The sequence below is a fragment of the Methanosarcina subterranea genome, from assembly GCF_055385895.1.
In genome coordinates, this window is sequence record NZ_AP042426.1 from 671,291 (window position 1) to 691,203 (window position 19,913).

19 protein-coding genes and 3 tRNA genes are annotated in these 19,913 nt (G+C 42.1%); 11 read left to right on the plus strand and 11 right to left on the minus strand.

The annotated features are described in order from the left end of the window. Positions 1-83 precede the first annotated feature (83 nt). From ACZ5A8_RS02900 to ACZ5A8_RS02925, 6 genes are all read right to left on the minus strand, one after another. On the minus strand, positions 84-686 hold the full coding sequence (locus tag ACZ5A8_RS02900) for a DUF7411 family protein (protein ID WP_464532097.1): 603 nt from the start codon (positions 684-686) through the stop codon (positions 84-86). A gap of 5 nt (positions 687-691) precedes the next feature. Further along, entirely contained in the window at positions 692-1,060 is a 369-nt protein-coding gene (locus tag ACZ5A8_RS02905) for a DNA-binding protein (protein WP_229387958.1), read from the minus strand. 85 nt (positions 1,061-1,145) lie between these two features. Next, positions 1,146-1,595 carry a 30S ribosomal protein S19e gene (locus tag ACZ5A8_RS02910; RefSeq protein ID WP_464532099.1) on the minus strand — a complete coding sequence of 150 codons (450 nt, stop codon included), beginning with the start codon at positions 1,593-1,595 and terminating at the stop codon, positions 1,146-1,148. A 296-nt stretch (positions 1,596-1,891) separates the two neighbouring features. Continuing rightward, complete coding sequence (locus ACZ5A8_RS02915; protein ID WP_464533993.1) at positions 1,892-3,166, minus strand: adenylosuccinate synthase; 1,275 nt, start codon at positions 3,164-3,166, stop codon at positions 1,892-1,894. 518 nt (positions 3,167-3,684) lie between these two features. After that, entirely contained in the window at positions 3,685-4,047 is a 363-nt protein-coding gene (locus ACZ5A8_RS02920) for a TIGR00304 family membrane protein (protein ID WP_464532100.1), read from the minus strand. Continuing rightward, the gene (locus tag ACZ5A8_RS02925; RefSeq protein ID WP_322225279.1) at positions 4,044-4,289 is read right to left on the minus strand and encodes a TIGR00304 family membrane protein; all 246 of its coding nucleotides are present in this window, start codon (positions 4,287-4,289) and stop codon (positions 4,044-4,046) included. The genes ACZ5A8_RS02920 and ACZ5A8_RS02925 overlap by 4 nt, the downstream gene beginning before the upstream one ends. A gap of 937 nt (positions 4,290-5,226) precedes the next feature. Between ACZ5A8_RS02925 and ACZ5A8_RS02930 the strand changes: the two genes are divergently transcribed. Together ACZ5A8_RS02930 and ACZ5A8_RS02935 are read left to right on the plus strand one after the other, a co-directional pair. Next, positions 5,227-6,468, plus strand: a complete 1,242-nt coding sequence (locus tag ACZ5A8_RS02930) for a proteasome-activating nucleotidase (protein ID WP_464532102.1) — start codon at positions 5,227-5,229, stop codon at positions 6,466-6,468. Positions 6,469-6,703: 235 nt separating this feature from the next. Then, positions 6,704-6,778 (plus strand) — tRNA-Glu (locus tag ACZ5A8_RS02935). 156 nt (positions 6,779-6,934) lie between these two features. Here ACZ5A8_RS02935 and ACZ5A8_RS02940 read toward each other — a convergent pair. Further along, positions 6,935-7,501 (minus strand): hypothetical protein, encoded by a 567-nt coding sequence (locus ACZ5A8_RS02940; protein WP_464532103.1) that lies wholly within the window; start codon positions 7,499-7,501, stop codon positions 6,935-6,937. 446 nt (positions 7,502-7,947) lie between these two features. On the opposite strand from ACZ5A8_RS02940, the gene ACZ5A8_RS02945 reads away from it, so the two are divergent. The 9 genes from ACZ5A8_RS02945 to ACZ5A8_RS02985 all read left to right on the plus strand — a co-directional run bounded on the left by ACZ5A8_RS02945 (position 7,948) and on the right by ACZ5A8_RS02985 (position 17,250). Continuing rightward, positions 7,948-10,116, plus strand: a complete 2,169-nt coding sequence (locus tag ACZ5A8_RS02945) for a PatA/PatG family cyanobactin maturation protease (RefSeq protein WP_464532104.1) — start codon at positions 7,948-7,950, stop codon at positions 10,114-10,116. 187 nt (positions 10,117-10,303) lie between these two features. Next, positions 10,304-10,474, plus strand: coding sequence for a hypothetical protein (locus tag ACZ5A8_RS02950; protein ID WP_464532106.1), 171 nt, complete (start codon positions 10,304-10,306; stop codon positions 10,472-10,474). A 237-nt stretch (positions 10,475-10,711) separates the two neighbouring features. Beyond that, on the plus strand, positions 10,712-10,882 hold the full coding sequence (locus ACZ5A8_RS02955; protein ID WP_464532107.1) for a hypothetical protein: 171 nt from the start codon (positions 10,712-10,714) through the stop codon (positions 10,880-10,882). 206 nt (positions 10,883-11,088) lie between these two features. Continuing rightward, positions 11,089-11,334 (plus strand): hypothetical protein, encoded by a 246-nt coding sequence (locus tag ACZ5A8_RS02960; RefSeq protein WP_464532108.1) that lies wholly within the window; start codon positions 11,089-11,091, stop codon positions 11,332-11,334. Positions 11,335-11,965: 631 nt separating this feature from the next. Beyond that, the gene (locus tag ACZ5A8_RS02965) at positions 11,966-12,847 is read left to right on the plus strand and encodes a caspase family protein (RefSeq protein WP_464532110.1); all 882 of its coding nucleotides are present in this window, start codon (positions 11,966-11,968) and stop codon (positions 12,845-12,847) included. A 336-nt stretch (positions 12,848-13,183) separates the two neighbouring features. After that, positions 13,184-14,203 carry an ADP-ribosylglycohydrolase family protein gene (locus ACZ5A8_RS02970; protein ID WP_464532111.1) on the plus strand — a complete coding sequence of 340 codons (1,020 nt, stop codon included), beginning with the start codon at positions 13,184-13,186 and terminating at the stop codon, positions 14,201-14,203. Position 14,204: 1 nt separating this feature from the next. After that, positions 14,205-14,642 (plus strand): GIY-YIG nuclease family protein, encoded by a 438-nt coding sequence (locus ACZ5A8_RS02975; RefSeq protein ID WP_464532113.1) that lies wholly within the window; start codon positions 14,205-14,207, stop codon positions 14,640-14,642. A 159-nt stretch (positions 14,643-14,801) separates the two neighbouring features. After that, positions 14,802-16,331, plus strand: coding sequence for an MBL fold metallo-hydrolase (locus tag ACZ5A8_RS02980; RefSeq protein ID WP_464532115.1), 1,530 nt, complete (start codon positions 14,802-14,804; stop codon positions 16,329-16,331). A 355-nt stretch (positions 16,332-16,686) separates the two neighbouring features. Further along, on the plus strand, positions 16,687-17,250 hold the full coding sequence (locus tag ACZ5A8_RS02985) for a phosphatase PAP2 family protein (protein ID WP_464533994.1): 564 nt from the start codon (positions 16,687-16,689) through the stop codon (positions 17,248-17,250). A 434-nt stretch (positions 17,251-17,684) separates the two neighbouring features. On the opposite strand, the gene ACZ5A8_RS02990 is transcribed toward ACZ5A8_RS02985, so the two are convergent. The 4 genes from ACZ5A8_RS02990 to ACZ5A8_RS03005 all read right to left on the minus strand — a co-directional run bounded on the left by ACZ5A8_RS02990 (position 17,685) and on the right by ACZ5A8_RS03005 (position 19,040). Then, the gene (locus ACZ5A8_RS02990; RefSeq protein ID WP_464532116.1) at positions 17,685-18,389 is read right to left on the minus strand and encodes a DUF2795 domain-containing protein; all 705 of its coding nucleotides are present in this window, start codon (positions 18,387-18,389) and stop codon (positions 17,685-17,687) included. Between the two features lie 208 nt (positions 18,390-18,597). Further along, positions 18,598-18,682 (minus strand) — tRNA-Leu (locus ACZ5A8_RS02995). Positions 18,683-18,749: 67 nt separating this feature from the next. Then, positions 18,750-18,821, minus strand: a tRNA-Gly gene (locus ACZ5A8_RS03000). A gap of 72 nt (positions 18,822-18,893) precedes the next feature. After that, entirely contained in the window at positions 18,894-19,040 is a 147-nt protein-coding gene (locus ACZ5A8_RS03005; RefSeq protein WP_464532117.1) for a hypothetical protein, read from the minus strand. Between the last annotated feature and the right edge of the window lie 873 nt (positions 19,041-19,913).

Below are 19,913 nucleotides of genomic sequence, written 5' to 3' on the forward strand. Positions count from 1 at the left end.
AACTCGATTATTGTATAAATCTTTATTCCAGACTTTTCCCTTTCAGGGGGGCTTTCAGTTTTCAAATGTATCTGCTTCTTTTTTCAGGGAAATTTCTTCCTTGAAAGCACATGGGACTGGAAATGAACAGGAAACAGTTCCCTGATTTTCTCCTCTCCCTGTCTTTGCCGGATTAACTCCCTTAGTTCTGTTTCATAATCCGCTTTCTGGGTACTCTCACTCGGACCCTGTTCAACATTCAGGTAACATCCGACAAGAGAATCCACAACTTTTTTGCCGTATCCTTTAAGGGGGCAGAAATACTGAACTCCCAGTCGGTCTTCAATGCTTCTTACCTGTGAGATCGAAAGCACCGGAACCCTGTCATCTCGCCTTGTTCCGTCGGCAATCAGCTTAACTGCCGGATCCAGAGCAAGAGATTTGACAGCTCTTTCGTGGATATAATTGATGGCGCTTTTCGGAAACCCTTCTTTCAGTACCATCTCGTATGCCTTCTCCAGGATTTCTTGCTCAAGAGAAAGGACTCTGTGTGGAAAATGTAACTCCTTAGCAGTTTTTGCTGCGATTTCTCCTGTAGGGAGCAATCCGAAGTTACAGGTTACGAGTTCGACCTCAAAAAACGGCTCCAGCAAAAGGGCAGAGAGTGAACTGTCCTTACCTCCACTAAAGAGGACCGAGACTTTCATTGTGCTTAAACCCGGGTTATGGACGTCTTGCGTTTCTTTGGCTGCATCCGCATCAGGAGCGTTTTCAGCTGCTCGTCATCGATTTGAGACTGGAGCCTTCCACTCTGGGCAAGCGAGATCAGCTGCATCTCAAGCTGTTCCCCAAGGGCCGGCCTTGACATCTTCAGAGTTGTCAGGCGTTCCCTTGCTTCGGGAGTGAGAATTTGCCTCAGTATAGCCTGCTTCTGAGCTTCCATTTCAGCTCTTGCCTGCTCCTGCTGGTACGCCGCCTGCATATCAGACGGCTGTTGCTGTGCCTGCTGCCTCTGGACTTCTGCAAGTCGTCTTTTTCGGATTTCTTCGAGTTCATCATCCATATTAGCCATGGCAATCACCGAAAAAACCGGTTTTCTGGAATATGATTAATAATATGAAAGGGAATCCGAATTTCTCAGGCCCCTTTCTGAAGGATCTTCTCTTTCAGTACTTTGCAAGTTCAGGAATCTTTTCTAGCAGTTCCTGCTTAAGTTCGTGTGCTGCGTTATCCATCATGGAACGCCCTTTTGCAGATACTGCCCTTCCGTTCTTTACCTTCTGCAGGAAGCCTGCAGCCTCAAGCTGCTGTACTGTCTTTCTGGCAATAGAACCGCTGCCCTTTGCCTTGCTGGAGGGCTGGACACCTTTGTCCTTCTTTCCTCCATATACGGATCGGAGTCTCTCGATTCCGATTGGTCCGTCGATATAGATCTTTCTCAGGACTGCTGCGCACCTGATGTACCACCAGTCTTCATTGGTCGGGGGAAGTTCTTTGTGAACTCCGGTTTTCACGTTCCCTGCCCATTCAGGGGGAACGATCTTTTCATTTTCTTTAAGAATACCTGCAAGCTTTTCGATCATTTCCATTGCAGGGACATCGAATACTGTTGTCATGCTCTCCTCCTTATGCAAATTACGTTAGTTTTGCAGATTCGGGAGATAGCGCCGATTCTTCCCCCGAATCTGTCAGGAATGTAACTCTTGTTCTCGAAAAGAGGTAACTCTTCTGCTCTTCCGAGGTGTCCATTGCTGGTCTTTAAGCTGGCTACGGACTCTTAAAATTTGGGCCAGAAGGCCCGATAATGCCGGTTAATATGAATTTAGTCTAAACTGGAAAATGGGGTTGATAAACGTATTGGTTGATATATACATTTTTCGGTAATTTGCCGGGGCAAGTTTACTGAATTATATTATTCTTTTTTAAATGTTTGTGCTCTTCCCGGGCCTACAGAGATATAATTGACAGGAACTTTCATAAGTTCTTCAAGCCTTCTGACATAGTTTCTGGCATTTTCGGGAAGCTCGCCATAGGCTTTCACTTCTGTCAGGTCGGATTTCCAGCCAGGAAGGTCTTCATATACAGGACTGCAGTCCCGGAGGTCTTCTGTAAGTTCCGGAGGATAGTCCAGGCTCTCTCCTTTATATTTGTATCCTACGCAGATCCTTATAGTGTCAAGGCCTGTAAGCACGTCCAGTTTGGTGAGGGAAATTTCCGTATATCCGTTAAGGGCAATAGCCTTTTTAAGGAGCGGAAGATCAAACCAGCCGCATCTCCTGCCTCTGCCTGTGGTTGTTCCGAACTCTCCTCCGGCTTTCTGTATCTTTTCTCCCAGCTCTCCGGTAAGTTCTGTTGGAAGCGGCCCTTCTCCAACTCTCGTTATGTAGGCTTTTACTATGGCGATAACACTGTCGACCCTAGTAGGCCCTACTCCCAGGTTGGCACATGCAGAGCCTGCAATTGTAGAAGAAGAGGTTACGAATTTCTGGGTTCCATGGATAACGTCAAGGTGGGTGCCCTGAGCGGCTTCGGCCATTACATTTTTCCCATCATCGAGAGCCTGATTGATTTCCCGTGAAACATCCGTAATATAGGCAGCAAATTTTTTTCCCAGTTCAAGGTATCTTTCTATGAGGACCGGGTCTCTGACGATCTTCGGGTCCCCGCCCATTGCCTCGATTTCTTTTTCTTTCTGAGGAGCAAGTTCTTCAAGCCTTTTCAGGAAACGTTCCCTGTCTGCAAGTTCAGCCATGCGGATCTCGTCTCTTGCTACCTTATCAATATAGGCATAGCCGATTCCGCGCCTGGTGGTTCCTATTTTTGTTTCCCTTGCAGCTTCTCTAAGCCCATCCAGTTCGATATGGTAAGGCATTATGATGCTGGTTTTTGCGTCTACTCCGAGTTTTTCTGCATCTACTTTTATCCCATGCTTCTCAAACATTTCTGCTTCTTCAGCTAAAACTTCAGGGTTAAGGACAACCCCAGGCCCGATCAGGACTCTGGCATCAAGCAGGATGCCTGAGGGGATCAGGTGCAGTTTGTAGACCTCATCTCCTACCCTTACTGTATGGCCTGCGTTGTTCCCACCCTGGAAACGGGCAACAATATCATAGTCTTTTGCAAGAAGGTCGACAATCTTGCCTTTTCCCTCGTCACCGAACTGCGCGCCTGTGATTATCGTAAACATAAGCCCTGAATCGGGCTTAACCTTAATAAGGTTTTGTCCGGTATATTTGGCTTCGGTTCCGGGCATTTTCAACCCGAAATCCCTCAATGTGTTATTTTCTAAGTCCGTATGTCATTTAAGTGCCTTGACCCCTTTTTCTGAAATTAACTGGCGGCAAACTCCCCAAATCCTGAAACTATCCCTTCAACCGGGAAGTATCATAATTTTCTAAGTTGTCTAATCCTTATTATGGGACCAGCCGCAGATGTAATGTATAATAATTAGGCCGGACACATCGAAACAATTCATTACGCGATTTTCTCATATCGTGAGGCAACAGCTACACTACAAAGTAGCAGGATAAGGGTCAGGGAGTATTAGATATGAAGGGGGAAGGTACAGTGAGAAGTCCTCTTCCTCGGAGGGTGTCAGCTCGACAGTGGGAAGTTCGCCTCTGCACCTTTGATAACAGGTTTGTTTTGAAAACAGGTTAGCTTTGAAACAGGACAGACAAATATTTGAATTCAAATGCAGGCAAATTAGAGTATTATACCTCTGAAAATAAGCAGACTGAGAATCATCAGGATTATCGCAAAGATCGTTGCTGTCTTTGCACTTTCTCCATCGCTTCCGAAGATAATCGGGATCGGGCCGAGCATAATTACTCCTCCACCTCTTATCCTTGATCCGGCTTCTCCTGTGCGAGAATCTTTATCATCGGTTCCTTCAAAACCGAAAGGATCTCCTGAATTAGCTTCTTTTCCGAACCTCCCTCTTGTTTTTGAATATCCTTTTCCAGGTTTAGAATTCTCATGCATGCCTATGGCTGTCCCGATTATAAGTATTAAAAACCCGAAGAGTATAATGAAAATTCCAGTTAAAACAAGTAAGTTCCCAGTCAACGTTTCGTCTTCCACAGGAATAGATAAAGAATCGTTATTAATAACCCAAGCCCAAGCATATTTGTTGTAATTTCGGGGGCAGAGCCGAATACTATCGGGATAGGCCCGAGCATGATCAGTCCACCCATTTGAGTACTTGCGGGATGCTGTAACATTGTGAGAACAATACCTAACAATACTATAATAAAGCCAATAAATGTGACTGTTGCGCCTACTCTTAGAAAATCTTCTGATGCACGCATGTGGAATGATATTATGCTTTTATTATTAAATCTATCCTTTGAATTTTTTAGGTATGTAGACGAGTTTATACTTTTTATTCTCTCTATTGAGGAATTATGCACAAAATAGAGAGGGATAGTCTCTAATACGTTGAAGTTCCGGATCTTATTTATCTATTTATGCCAGGCTGCCACTTTTCAGCCCGGGATTCTGCATCTTTATATTGGAATGTTTTTATATCATGCTTACCCCGGGGCAGAGTCGTATAAAAATATCATTATATTTTGCCTCTACTTCTTAAATTCTGGATCTTTCAGGGAGAAACGCCGTGACATTGAAAAGTGACAGTTATGCATAATTAATCGGAAGAATTATAGAGTGTCTGAAACAAAAAAGCTGATGTATATTAAGTGAGTATTAAGAAGCAATTTAACAGGGGTCGGCAATGGGCTACAGGTATTACAGGAACTTATATATATCCTTTTTATATTTATGTATGCATAATTATTTCCGGCATCTTATATATACTGTGAACACGATAAGAACCTCTTCGATTGCATTTTAACCTTTGATGTAAACTATCCTGTAAAAAGCATATGTATAAATTGTCCTGTACCGGGTAACATGCAATTGCCCTTTGAAGGACAATAGTCATGATAAGTATTGTTCCGTTCTGGCCAGTTTTCAGGCTTTTGCTTTTTTGTAAAAGCCCTGAAGGTAACAGAAGCATCTCCCGGAAGAATTGCATATCCGGACGAGGTCTGCAGGGTAATTGCTAAGTTCTCAGGGTAGTTACCAAAACCCTGTTAACCACAGAATATTACCTTCAAACCGATTTATTCGTAGACCTTTGGTCTTCAAATCAACCAAATCGACCAGATAACACACATTTAGAACTCGATTAACCTGAAACCAGATATTCAAATCAATTTTATTCGATAAAACAGGTGTTTTCAAATGTCAGAAGACAGTGCCATAAGATCATCCCTGGAAGATATCAAATCCAGGGTAGAGTTTGAGCTTGAGTGCGGGGAGATCAGTCCTGAGGATGTGAAGTCTCTCTTAACCGAGATAGAGATACTCAAGGTCCAGAACGAAAATATGAAGGCACGGCTCCTTGAAGCCAGTGTAGCCACAGGCAGGCACCTTCAGGAGATTAATAAATTAAAAGCCCATCTGGAACAGCTCACTGAACCTCCGCTTTTCATTGCAACTATTCTCGAGGTAAATGGGGAAATTGCCCTTATCAGGCAGCACGGAAACAACCAGGAAGTCCTCACGCAGATCCCTGAAGAATGCCTTGGAAAAATAGAGCCCGGAATGAGGGTTGCTGTAAACGGGGCTTATTCAATCATCTCCATAGTGAGCAGGGCTGCCGATGTGAGAGCTCAGGTTATGGAGCTTATAAACTCTCCGGGTGTAGACTACAGCATGATTGGCGGGCTGGATGAAGTGCTTCAGGAAGTCCGTGAAAGTGTAGAACTTCCTCTTACCGAGCCCGAGCTTTTCGAGGACCTGGGAATTGAACCTCCATCCGGTGTTCTGCTTCACGGCGCTCCAGGTACGGGAAAGACCCTTATTGCAAAAGCTATAGCCTCTCAGGCAAAAGCCACCTTTATCCGGATGTCAGGCTCTGACCTTGTCCAGAAGTTCGTCGGGGAAGGCTCAAGGCTCGTTAAGGACATCTTCCAGCTTGCAAGGGACAAGTCCCCAAGCATTCTTTTCATAGACGAAATCGATGCAGTTGGCAGTATGAGGACCTACGATGGGACAAGCGGCTCTGCAGAGGTAAACAGGACAATGCTTCAGCTCCTTGCCGAAATGGATGGTTTTGATCCGAAAGGCAATGTAAAAGTGGTTGCGGCAACAAACAGGATTGACCTGCTTGACCCTGCCCTCCTCAGACCTGGAAGGTTTGACAGGTCCATTGAAGTTCCGCTTCCTGATGACAGGGGCAGAGTCGAGATCCTTAAAATCCACACCCGTAAGATGAAGCTTGCCGATGATGTGGACTTTGAAAAGCTTGCAAAGGTCCTGTCAGGAAGAAGCGGGGCAGATATAAACGTAATTGTCAAAGAAGCCGGAATTTTTGTCCTGCGCAGGCGTGGGAAACAGATCGCTATGGCAGATTTCCTCAAAGCTTACGACAAGGTCGTAAACGTGAAGGAGCCGACAATTCCTCAGGCTATGTTCGTGTAACCCTGCTAAAGCTCAAATAAAATCAAAACCGACCTCAACCGGTCGAAACCGAAACAAAGAGATTTTTATTTAAGGCTGAAGGGATATTTCCCTCCTGTCCTCGTCGGGTAAGGCACATGTCTGCCCGGCAGTTTTAATAATTTTTAATAATTTTTTAAATATCAGTCGAAAGGTTTATATTTTATAAATCACTTGAACGTATGCTGTCTTAGGGACAGAACATAATTAACAGCGTGCTCCGATAGTGTAGCTCGGCCAATCATTCAGGACTCTCACTCCTGCGACTGGGGTTCAAATCCCCATCGGAGCATTTTTCCTTTTTACAATCTTTTTCATAACTTTTTACACTATTTTTATCCTTTTTACATTCTTTAGGTTATATTTGTGTTTTGCAGTTGAACTCATCAAAACAGAGTAAATCATTGAATTGATTACCCTAAGATGGATTGGTTTGAGGGGGCATCAACTATTGGTTTTTAAATATTTTCGTGAAAATTGTTTTTATAGAATGTGTGCTCTCTATCTTGATTCTACGAGTTTTAAACACATTGTCAATCCATATTGTAAGTAGTTTGGCAAAAGTAGAGCCAAGATCATGGGTTATTATCATCTTATAATAGCTGCCGCAATCTTTGTAATCTATAGTATCAACCCAGTTTGTTATTTTGAGGTTGATAACTAGACCATCTATAACTTCTTTTAGGCTACACTCATCAAGAGACCTTCTAAAGAAGAGCTCTATTGTATATTCTATGGTTTTGTCCCTGACAAAAAGCTCACTTAGCAGTTCAATATCAGCGGTTTCTATTAGTGATTTAAAGGCATTTCTTTCAATGATAACCAAGGATTTTGTCCGTTTAAGACGCATCCAATATTTTTCTTCCGGAGTTAATTCTGGAATTTGTCTTGAATTTTCCAGATTGTCCAGTGCAAGTTCTAAGGCTTTTTGCTGTGTTTCATATTTTTCTGCGTGTTTTTTTAATAATTCCCAGTGTTTTTGTGAAATTGTGGTAGAAATTCGGTGTGTTTTCAAACTAATTCACCCCGAACCCAGACATTTTTTAAAACTATTAGGACTTCCGAAGTTAAACTAAGTAATCAGTATGCTTAAAACCTTCAGCCATCTCAAGCACATTTAGTTACAGTATCTAATGTACTTGATTTCTTATTCCGGGTGCATACAGTCCTAATTCACTAATTTATCAGTGCGCATATCAAACGAATTATGCGCATACCATACACGCATTTGTGAATTACCTACTTCTTTTGAGTATTTTATTCCGGTACAATTGGCAGCGGATAGTTATTGTAGGACTAAATTCTTACTTTTCCATCTTCATATCCTGCGAATCATGTGCGGTATACACATACGTTGTCTGGATTACCTACTTTTACCTGCGTATTCTATTTTAGCTTTGTTCACAGCAGAAAATTGCTATGAGACTTATACAGTCGATGTAGAAATTTCAGGTGTTTATCATGAAGGCAACAGAGCTTATGGAGCAGACTGAAGGAGATGCCAATATTTGCATTGCAGTCCTTGATGGTCCGGTCGACCTTACACATCCGTGTTTCGACAAAGCCAACATAACCCAATTAGAGACTTTAGTTCCAGGCGTTACCGAGGATGGATCAGCTGCAAAACATGGAACTCATGTTGCCAGCTTAATATTTGGCCAGCAGGACAGCCCTATTCGCGGTGTTTCGTCTGGGTGTCGTGGGCTCATCATTCCTGTTTTTACGGATGGGTCTGATAAATCTTCAATTGCGCCCTGTTCTCAGATTGATCTAGCTCACGCCATCACACAAGCCGTTGAACAAGGAGCTCATGTCATAAACATCAGTGGCGGTGAACTGGTTCCCTCTGGCGAGCCACATCCTTTACTTAAAAAGGCTGTTAGTCTCTGCGTCGAAAACAATGTTTTAATCGTTGCGGCTGCGGGAAATGACGGGTGTCAATGCCTCCATGTACCAGCCGCCATTTCCTCAACCCTTGCGGCAGGGGCAATGGATGCCCAGGGACTGCCACTCGATTTCAGTAATTGGGGAGAGGCGTACCAGAGTAATGGTATTCTTGCACTTGGTGAACAATTGCTGGGGGCTGCACCTGGCGGGGATGTCACCATCAGAAGCGGCACCAGCTTTGCCACTCCTATTGTTTCTGGCATTGTTGCTTTGCTGTTGAGCATCCAGATACAAAGGGGGGACAAACCAGATCCTCACGCTGTGAGGGATGCCATTCTCCAGAGCGCTTACCCTTGTATCCCCTCCGAAGGTTTAGACTGTTCTCGCTATCTAAGGGGCCGTCTCAATGTTGGAGGGGCATATGATCTTGTCACGAAAAAACAACATGCTGTGAGTGATAGTCTCAATTTGGTAAAAAAAATTCAGGGGAATGCGAGAACAGGACTGGTGGAATGTTTTAAAAAACTGCCTGTTCTTGGCGTGCAGAATGCAGAATTTACAACACTTAATCCGGAGATCGCAGCGCCCTCTACTCTGAATTCTACTTTGGACACAATGAAAGTTCTGGAATATTCTGATTCTATTGAGTCAAAATCGATAGATATAGAGAAGAACGAACAAACGAAAAACCAGATACCGGAGGAGAATATGACTGAATTTATAGACAAACCATGTGGTTGTTCAAAAATGAATGCAAAGAAGGAAGAAGAACTTAGCAAGCAGACAAGTGGTATAACTGTGCCCCAGATTCTTGCATCTGAAGTACAAACGGCAGAATCAACGATAACAAGTCATGAGGTAGCTATGCCGTCTGTCATACCTTCACAGACCCCTTCACCGCGAGCTGTGAATAAGCTGTCTCTTGCGTATGCACTTGGCACACCTAGTTACGATTTTGGTAGTGAAGCTCGGCGAGATGCTTTTTACCAGCTTGTAAGTCAATACGAAGACCAAATGACATTTGATGAGAAGCTGCTGAAATTATTGGATGAAAAGCCCGAGTATACTGAGTCGCTCATATGGACCCTCAATATGGAGAGTACCCCCGCTTATGCAATCAAACCTGAAGGTCCTTTTGCCTCGTATGCTTTTATGCGGCTTCGTGATTTTCTGAAGGAATATCTCGAAAAAGATGAGAGCAAAAAAATTGAGAGAATCTCGATTCCGGGAGTCATTGTTGGAGAAGTAACACTCTTTTCAGGCCAGAAGGTTCCGGTCATCAAACCAGAATTGCGTGGGATGTGGAGTTGGAATAAACATGTTATGATATCCCATTTGATTAAAATGGGGTCGAATGACCGCGATATAAGTAAGAACCTCAAAAATACTGAGCAAAGTGAAATAAAACAAAGACTTTCTGATTTCTTGGATCGTGTGTATTACGAGTGTATGAACCTAGGTCGATCTTCAAAGGATAGGGCATTGAACTTTGCTGGGACAAATGCGTACATGGCATTTTCTGCTCTTCTTGAAAGCGGTAAAGAGGATCTGGAGCTGGATAAAATTGAGACTGAACGAAGCCTTATCTGCCGACCAGATTCGGATTGTTGGGATGTAAAGTTGACACTTTTCAACCCTCATAAACATGATACAGAAGCCAGAAGGGCATTCCGCTTCACGATCGATGTGAGTGATGTGGTTCCTGTTTCAATTGGAGAGATACGTTCTTGGTCGGTTTACTAAGCCAGAATATTTGATTACGTGCCACCAAAGGAGTTCGTCACCTTGGTGGCACTCACGAATTTGCATATTGTCACTATGATGAGGATGGTGATAATAAGCAGGAACAATTTGTTTCAAATCGCTGCCTGTGTGGCGATAGAATAGCCCCATTACGGGAATGAACGAAAAGACATATGGAGAAATTGTTATGAGAACACCAATACAGGCAAAGCCTGTTGTGAGGAATGTAAGCACAGCGAGAATCGATGCAGGAATCGGTCAGTCTGGCCTTTGTGAACTGGGTTGTAACCTAATACCAAATGCTACAGGAAAGTCTCTTTGCCTGGCAGCATGCAAGGGCATAAGCGGTGTCATGTAACACTGATTTCTGCAGACAGCAAATATGCGGCTTAATACATATAATCTGGGGTAGATCTTCGTGCTTTTTAGCATGAATATCTGCAGCTGATTATTTGGCAAATACAATAAATCTACTGCTTTGAGGCATGGATAACTTAGATCTTTCGGATTATAAGCTATTCAAATACTCAATTTTGGGGTAGCCCAAAATTGAGTGCCTCATATGCTAGAAATCAGAACTAAGGAGGAAATTATTATGGAATTACCAAAACAAGCAAAACCTGTTGTGAGGAATGTAAGCACAGCGAGAATCAATGCAGGAATCGGTCAGTCTGGCCTTTGCGAACTGGGTTGTAACCTAATACCAAATGCTACAGGAAAGTCTCTTTGCCTGGCAGCATGCAAGGGTATAAGCGGTGTTCTGTAATACCGATTTCTACAGACAGCCAATATGTGGCTTTAATACATATGTAATCAGCTGCAGATCTTCGTGCTTTTTAGCATGAATATCTGCAGCTGATTATTTGACAACTACAATAAATCTACTGCTTTGAGGCATGGATAACTTAGATCTTTCGGATATAAATTATCCAAATACTCAATTTTGGGGTAGCCCAAAATTGAGTGCCTCATATGCTAAAAATCAGAACTAAGGAGGAAATTATTATGGAATTACCAAAACAAGCAAAACCTGTCATGAGAAATGCCAGTATGGCAAAGATCGAATCTGGAATCTGTCAATCTGGTCTTTGCGAAACGGGTTGTAACCTAATTCCAAATGCCACTGCAAAGAATATCTGCCTAGCAGCATGTCCAGTGGCAGGCGGTTTAACAGGTCTGATTCCTGGAGTAGGCGGGGTAATAAGCCGCCTGTTTTAATAGCGAGAAAGATAGTGCAACAGGAATCGAAGCCAAAATCGGTCAAATTGAACATTTTCAAGCGAGTATGGCCTAATTAACAATACCATAAGAAATGCCACATAGCATTTAATGTCGGATGCCTGTGTAGGCAGTCTGTTCGGGTGTAATGCATTAGGACTTACTGCCATAGCCTCCAAAAAACAACGTGATTGGATAGCTGCAATCAATACGGTTGCAAGCTATCCCTTTATAATTTCTAGTAGGTATTAAAAACCAGAAATATGGAGGAAATGTTATGAGAGTGCCAATGCAGGCAAAACCTGTTATGAGAAATGTCAGCACAGCAAGAATCGAAACAGGAATCAGTCAGTCTTCATCTGATTGCCACGATAATTAAAGCACAAAGAGGAGGTTTCAGAAGAGCTTTTTTGGAGATGTGCAACTCCAATTAAAGGTTTTCATGTGGATAAGTTAAAAAACTATCAGAATGTGGTTACATTTACGGCTCTACCGCAAGCTAAGTGAGCAGCAGACATTCATGCTTTTTAGCATGCTATTCGTTGCTGATTATTTGACAAATATAATGAAATATACCGCTGGATAATTACTAGACAATACATACAAATTAAAGTTTTTAAGTGGTGATATTATGGGAAAAGGTATGGCGTTAACAATCGGAATTAATGCTGTCGACCCGAAGCATTATGGGGGATGGTCAGGAGAACTGGCTGCATGCGAATTTGATGCAGTTGATTATGCAGAGATCGCGAAATCCAGGAATTTTCAGGTTAATACCCTTCTTACCAAAAAAGCCACGAGGGCAAATGTGATCAATGAAATCTCCAAAGCAGCAAACACATTAGAGGCAGGAGATATGTTCATGTTGAGTTATTCAGGTCATGGTGGTTGGTTGACGGATTTGAATGACGATGAAACGGATGGAATGGACGAGACAATGTGTTTATATGATGGCCAATTAATCGATGACGAACTAAACATCCTGTTTGCAAAGTTCACTGAGGGAGTTCGAGTTCTAGTCTTTTCGGACAGCTGTCATAGCGGTACGGTTACAAAAGCTGCTTTTATAAATTCGATTGAGGAAATAAGCCCTCAAATAGAGGAAATAAGCCCTCAAATAGAGGAAATAAGCTCTCAAATCGAGGAGATAAGCCCTCACGCTCGTTACCGTTACATGCCTAATGACGTTTGCGTACGCGTTTATATGGCAAACCAAGCCTTTTACGACAAGATCTTACAAGACGAAAGCTTATCAAATGTCGAGGATGACATCAAGGCTTCGGTACTGCTTATCTCGGGATGCCAGGATGATCAGTTTTCGAGAGATGGGATGAGGAACGGCCTTTTCACTTCCAAGCTATTATATGTATTGAAACACGGAGGTTGTGATAAAAATTACAGGCAATTTTACGATGAAATTTGTAGAAGAATGCCAGACGAGCAAACCCCAAATTATTATCTCACAGGTAAGAGCGATCCAGAATTCGAGAAGCAACAAGTCTTTGAAGTTTGATTAATTTTAACTTATCTCTGTTACTCCAGAAGCTGGAGGATTAAGTACCCCTTCTTTAATGTTGGATTAAATATACCTTCAAGGCTTTCCTTTTTTCCTCTACAGCTTTTCTTTTTTCCTTTAAACTACTCTCAGGTAGTCAAAAACAGAAAAATGGGAAACTTTAGAAGAATAGTACAAAATAAAAGAGGATCATTCAAGAGAAACGGACATTAAGAGAGTTGCTAAATTATAAACCTCTTAAAACATCAATTGCTTAATGAAGGGGCAACTTTTTCTTTGATATATGTTTAATTTTATAACGGCTGAAATCAAGAGAAGTATAGAATTGAAATAATGAGAACAGGAAACATGCCCTCTACTCCGGATCTTGAAAACAAGCTTCATGGCTACCTTTTCGGTACAGCCTGTGCTGACGCTCTCGGCCGCTCGGTAGAGCACCTAACTCTTGAACAGATAAAGGAGAAATACGGAGAACAGGGAATTCTCGAACTTCCCTCGGAATCCCCCTGGACCGATGATACTCAGCTAATGCTTGTGCTTGCCAGAGGGCTCCTGCATGGGGCAGAACTTGAACTGCCTGAGCTTATGTATAAGATTGCAGAGGAACTTGTCCTGTGGCTGGACGAACCTGACCTTGGGGCAGGAGCAACTACAAAGGGTGCAGCTTTGAGTCTCAAGGATGGAATTCACTGGAGCGAGTCCGGGCTAAACTCAAAAACGTGCGGAAGCCTTATGCGGGTTGGAATCCTCGGCTTTGTTTTCCGAAATAACCCTGAAAAACTGGTTAAAGTAGCTTCTCTCTCCGGGAGAATTACTCATACCCATCCGATTGCAGATGCTGCATCAGTCGCAGGAGCATACGCCGTGAAACTGGCTCTTGACGGGGTAGCCCCTGAAGAAATGTTTTTACCTCTTCTCAGGATAACGGAAGGGATTTCTGATGAATTTACGGAAGCTCTCAAACATTCTTATGAGCTCGCTCATAGTAATTTGAGTGACGAAGAGGCTCTCCAGAAAATCGGGCAGGGCTGGTATGCGGATGAAACCTTCGCCCTTGCTTATTTCTGCATTCTGCGGTATCCTGATAACTATAAAAAAGCAGTTCAAACCGCAGTGAACATAACAGGGGACTCGGATTCGGTGGGCAGTGTTGCAGGCGGAATTCTGGGGGCAAGGCTTGGAATTGAAGCAGTGCCTGTCTCTTGGATTGAAGCCCTGAAGGAAAAAGTGATACTGGAGGAAATGGTGACGCCTCTGATTGAGAAGGACCTTCAGGTTTCCGAAAACAAATTTCAGTTTTCCGAAGATGATGAAAGGTTAAGAAATCAAGATCTTAATAAATCGAGGTCTTGAAATGGACTTTTCCGAAAAAGGTGTTTACTGTCTGGTGTTTGAAAACAGGGATTGTATAATTGAAGTAGGAAAAAAGGGCACTTTTTCGTTTTCTGAAGGTTTTCATATCTACACAGGCTCAGCGCTCGGATCAGGGGGCATGAAGAGAGTAAAAAGGCATATTGACCTTTCTTTGAAAAGAGATAAGAATCCCAGATGGCACGTGGATTACCTCCACCTGAACTCTTCATTTAAACTGGCGTGGGCAGTTTGTGCCAGCACTTCTTCCCGGCTTGAGTGTGAACTGGCCCGCAGGCTTGGAGGAGATTCTGCTAAAGGATTCGGGTGCACGGATTGTTCTTGCAGATCTCATCTTTTTTACCGGGAAAAGAATCCTCTTTCTGAGGTTACGGGAGCTTTCGAAGCTCTTGGACTGTTTCCTGTCTTGCTTGAGTGCTGAATTTCCTATTTTGTTTTACTTTATTTTACTTATTTTACTGTATTTTACTTTCTTTTCTTTTTTTTTCCTTTCCCTTTCACGAAAACAGGAAAGCTTTAAAGTAAGGCAGGATTTTATAAGTTTAAAAAAACGTTTTTTTGTCTGCTCAGGGGATGTTTCATGGAACAATTCTCTTTTATTGCCTGCATGCCTGATAAGCCCGGAGCACTGCACAGGGCAGCCGAGATTATAACGCGGTATGAAGGGAATATCAACCGAATCCAGTATGACCGGAGAATCGACAGGAATATCGTCTTTTTTGAGGTGGCAACTGCTTCAAAGGCTTATGAAAAAATCCGTGAGGAACTGGAAAGAATAGGTTACCTCCAGACCTCTTTGCAGCCTGTAGCTTTTCTTAAGTTCAATGTCTATCTTCCTAACTGCCCTGGAGCCTTATTTGATTTCCTGAACCATATCACCTCTTCAGGGGCAAATATAACTTTCCTTGATTTTGATGACCGGGGGCAACATCCTGAACGGCTTGTCGTGAGCCTGAATATCGAAAATGCCAGCCTTATTGATGCTCTCCTGAACCAGCTCAAATCAAAGTACAGGCTTGAGATTGTTGAGTATGATACAACAGGAGAGAAACTCGATAACACGGTTTTTTACCTCAGGCTTGCCCAGAAGCTGAGGAACTATGTCGGAAATGCAGAAGATGCCTTTTTAATGAAATTCCTGCACGACATGAATCATATCGCTCAGGAACTCTCTAACCTACGGAAAGACCCTGTTGAAGTCTTTGAGAATATCCTTAAGGTTGGAGACACACTTAGCCGGACATCCGGAGAAGGTTTTTATGCCGATATGCAGAGGGTCAGGATAAAGGACGGCATTGAACTTTTTTGCTTCCAGCTTCCCTGCGGGGGAAACATCTATCTTTTCGACACTCCTGAAGAAAGAGTAATGATCGACACGGGCTATGGCATATACCAGTCGGATGTCGTAAATATGCTCCAGCAATACGGGCTTGGGGATCTTAGCCTGCTTAAAAGGATCTACATTACTCATGCAGATGCTGACCATTGTGGGGCTGCAGGCTATTTTTCTGTTCCCTCTTTCCTCAATGAGGAAACCCTTAAAATCACAAGGGAAACCAGCAGAGCTTATGGGTCCAGCAATCAAGGCTGTATTCTGGAAGAGGTTTATACAAAAATGATTAACCTCTTTTCAAGGTTCACTCCTCCTTCAAATATAATCCTTTTCCCGGATATCTCAGCTAAGGATGAAGAAACTAAGAGAAGAAGCGCTTTTCCGGTTATTGCTCGCTTCAGGATAGGAGACCTTGAATTTGAAGCTCTTGAGGGTCTTGGGGGGCATATGCATGGGGGAATCTTTTACCTGTGTCCTGAAGAAGGGCTTGTCTTCCCTCAGGATTTAGTGATCAACTTCAGGAGCCTGAGCCCGGAGAGAACTGAATATAATATCCTGGCTGATTACCTCATGACATCGGTGAATGTGGACAGCAGCCTTGCAAGAGAGGAACGAAATGCTCTCATTTCCCTTATAGTGGAACTTGATAACGAACTTGTAAAGAAGGGCAAAAGATGCCTTGTTTGCTGCGGTCACGGTTCGGTATCCCTGCTGGAAAACGGAAAACTTGTCGAGCATTCAAACCCGGAGAGGTATCTAGCAAGAAAGTATCTGTAAGAGAAAATCCGGATATGCAAAATATGGAAATTATAACAATAATAAATAGTTTGATATCCGAAAGGACACAATGCCAAAATCTAGTGATGAACTCAAAATTAAAAATCACTAGATTTTGAAAATGGTCACAATCCTTTGAACGTGACCTATTGATTGATGCCGGAAGATCTCGAATATTTGGTTTGATTGAATCCTGAATTCTTCTTGGAAATTCAAGATTTCAATCAAAAAATGCAAAAATCACTAGATTTAGGAACAGAGTCTCCGAAAGTAATCTAATTGATTAAACCTAATTTGTAAGATAATCGGTTTTAGCCCGGCACCCGGCAAAGATAAGAAGTGATCCTGCTTGTCAATGGTCTCTCAGTTTGATTACTATGTTCTGACACTCCTGAATTCTTTCTCCTTTCTTGACCCTCTTATGTTATTTGTAAGCCTCCAATTCGATTATTTTCTTTTCCTTATCCTTGCCACTCTCTTTTATTACAGGGGCAGGCAGGAAACAATACTTTTCCTTGCCTTACTTGTCTCGTCATGGGCTTTAGCAATGGCTCTTAAGCCTGCTTTTGCAGTCCCAAGACCTGAAGCTATTCGTTTTGTTGCCTGTGCCACAGGATACTCGATGCCGAGCGGGCATTCTCTTATGTCCTTTGCTTTGGCTATGTTTTTGCATCCAAGAGCAGGAAAGTTTAAACTTTTAGTCTGGGCATTTGCTTTTACGGTAAGTTTGAGCCGGATATTTATCGGAGTTCATTTCCCTTCGGATGTGTTTGTAGGCTCAATTATAGGCTGCATACTCGGGTTTTTCTGGCTTTATATAGAAAAAATGCTGATAAAATCCGGACTTTTAGGGGGCGCTCTGGAATCCCTTGAGGAGAGCGAAGACGAGATTTTTGATCAACCTCTTCAACAGCCCTGATCCGTTTATCCGGAAATATTCAGCCAGGGTTTCGAGTAAATGGAAACCAAATCGATAAAGGTTCACTGAAAAGAGCAGGATTAACTCGGAACTAACCGGAGTAAACATAAATTAAAAATCTAGAAATTAAAAATCCTTGCAGGATTCAAGTTAAAACCCCTAAAAACGAATTAAATATATAAAAGCGAAATTACAAAGCTGCTAGATTCTACAGGTTTTTGTTTTAAGTTGATCAGGGGTAAATCCGATCATTTTTCATCTTTGAATTTTAGTCGACATTAATTATAATACTGATATTTCTCATACTGAATATTCAGTATAATTGAGATTTAACTCCTGAAATCTGATGCATTGAGACATAATGAGCTGAAACTTAATCCTCTTGTCACTTGATATCTAACGGTTCCTGCATACTCATACGCAGATGAGGGGATTTATTTTCCTCCTCTTCCTCCGAAAGATTGGCTGCTTCCTCCAGTCGAAGGGCCTCCTCCTCCTGATCCACCTGTACCGGTTCCGCCAAAGCCCTGACTCTTTCCTCCTCCGCCTCCACCAGCCTGTTGGCTGGACTGCTGGCCGGATGCTTCCAATGCTTTCATAACAGATTCGGCTGACTCGTATTCCCTGTCCGGAAGCCTTTGCAGATCTTCAATTACGTCGTTAGTAACATTCTGTCCTCTAACGTATTGTAAAATTTGCTCTTTTCTCACTGGAAACTTCATACCTTTCAATATATCTCCTGTCAGAACAGAACCGGATGACTCGGATACACCCTTCGTCACATCGCTAACTCCTTTCTGAAGGGAACCTGTTGATTCGGAGACCCCCTTAGTCACATCGCCAGTTCCTTTTTGAAGGGAGTCAACTGATTCGGATACTTCTTTCGTCACACCGCCAACTCCTCCCAGAATAGAACCGACTGATTCGGATACTCCCTTCGTTACACCGCCAATTCCTTTCTGAAGAGGGTCCATAACAGATTCCGCTGACTTATACGTCTGATCGGGAAGCTGTTGTAGATTTTCTATTATCTCGCTAGGAGCATTCTGTTTTCTAGCCTGCTCTATGATTTCCTCCTTTCTAGCTGGAAACTGCACATCTTTTAATACATCCTGTATATTACTGGCACTCGCCCTCATACCCTTTCACCTTCCATATGTTTTATGGATTTACCCCCAATTTAAACAATTATATTAATATTTATCATATAAATAAATGCTTAACTATATACTTTATAAATGCTTCTCTTGAGATTGAAAATCTTTATCAAACTGATTTTATTTCATTGAATAAGCATTTACAAAAATGCAGAACAGAAAGTTAAAATAAACATTGTTTAAAAAGAAATGCGAGGGGTGCGATTCGAACGCACGAATTCCTACGAAAATGGGTCCTAAGCCCATCGCCTTTGACCTGGCTGGGCAACCCTCGCAATATTGTTGTCTTTTTTAGTGGTAAAATAGAGAAAGGGGAATTAAAAATCTTTGAAAAAGGTTAAATGCGCCGACCGGGATTCGAACCCGGGTTTTGGGCTTGGAAGGCCCAAGTCATAGCCACTAGACCATCAACGCAAACTGCAACACATCTAGAGGTATTTGTTAAATATAACGTTTTCGCTTGACATTTGATATTTTTTTCTAAAATCATGTGTTACTGTGATATATTTCCCCTTTTTCCTTACTACAATTTTCTCCGGTATTTATGAAGTCTTCGAGGTAGCCCTCATTATTCTCTTCTTGACTATCTGTAGTTCTGGTTAATTGGTTGATATGGTTGACTACTCCGAACATTAGAAAATAGCCCTCTGGATTTTTCTTCTGCATAATGCAGGGCTGTAACTTCCCTGTCGTCGGCAAAAAAACTCCTGATTTATGTTTAAATCCGTAAGCCGTCTTTCAATCCAAACATTCCTATGTCTTCCCTATCCTGTCTGGTAATTTCTTCGGATAAATTTAGATCCAAATAAATTGAGATTCAGATAAACTGAGATCCAGATGAAATTGAATAGATAAATAAAGGTAGGCTATCTGACCATTCTGTAGATAAAGGAGATTGCATCATTTTTGGGTCAATATAGGCAATAAAAGCAGTGGATAAGTTATGACAACACATCATTATATCTGAAAATACACCATTAAAAGGTAGCAATCAGGTATTTTCGGAAAAGAGGACAACTAACAAATAAAGTCAAAAGTAGATATCTGGCCTTTTTAATATATCCAGCCTTTAATCATACCAATTTTTTATTTTTTCTGTCTATTCACTTCAACATTTTTACAGTTCTTCGTTCAAATAGAAGCTTTTGTCCATTAACTCAACCAGATTTTGCTGAATTACTTCGTTTAGGGTTTCAAACCCGCAAGTCCAGGTTAATGATATTAAATCATGTAAAGTGCCTGCCGAATTATCATGATTATTATATATCTTAATTTTATACACGCAGTTTTATTTTATTGTCAACCCTGCCTGCTGTAAAATTGGATTTTTAATACTAATACTTCAGAGTAAATTCAACCAAATATATCTTCAACTATATAATATTTTTATCCTTAATCGAAGCGGAGTTTCTGGTTAAATTCATCTCTTTTTGCTACATCTTGAACGAAAAACGCTTAATTTCGATGTATCTGCTTTGCAAAGATTCTGATTTATAAATTTGCAAA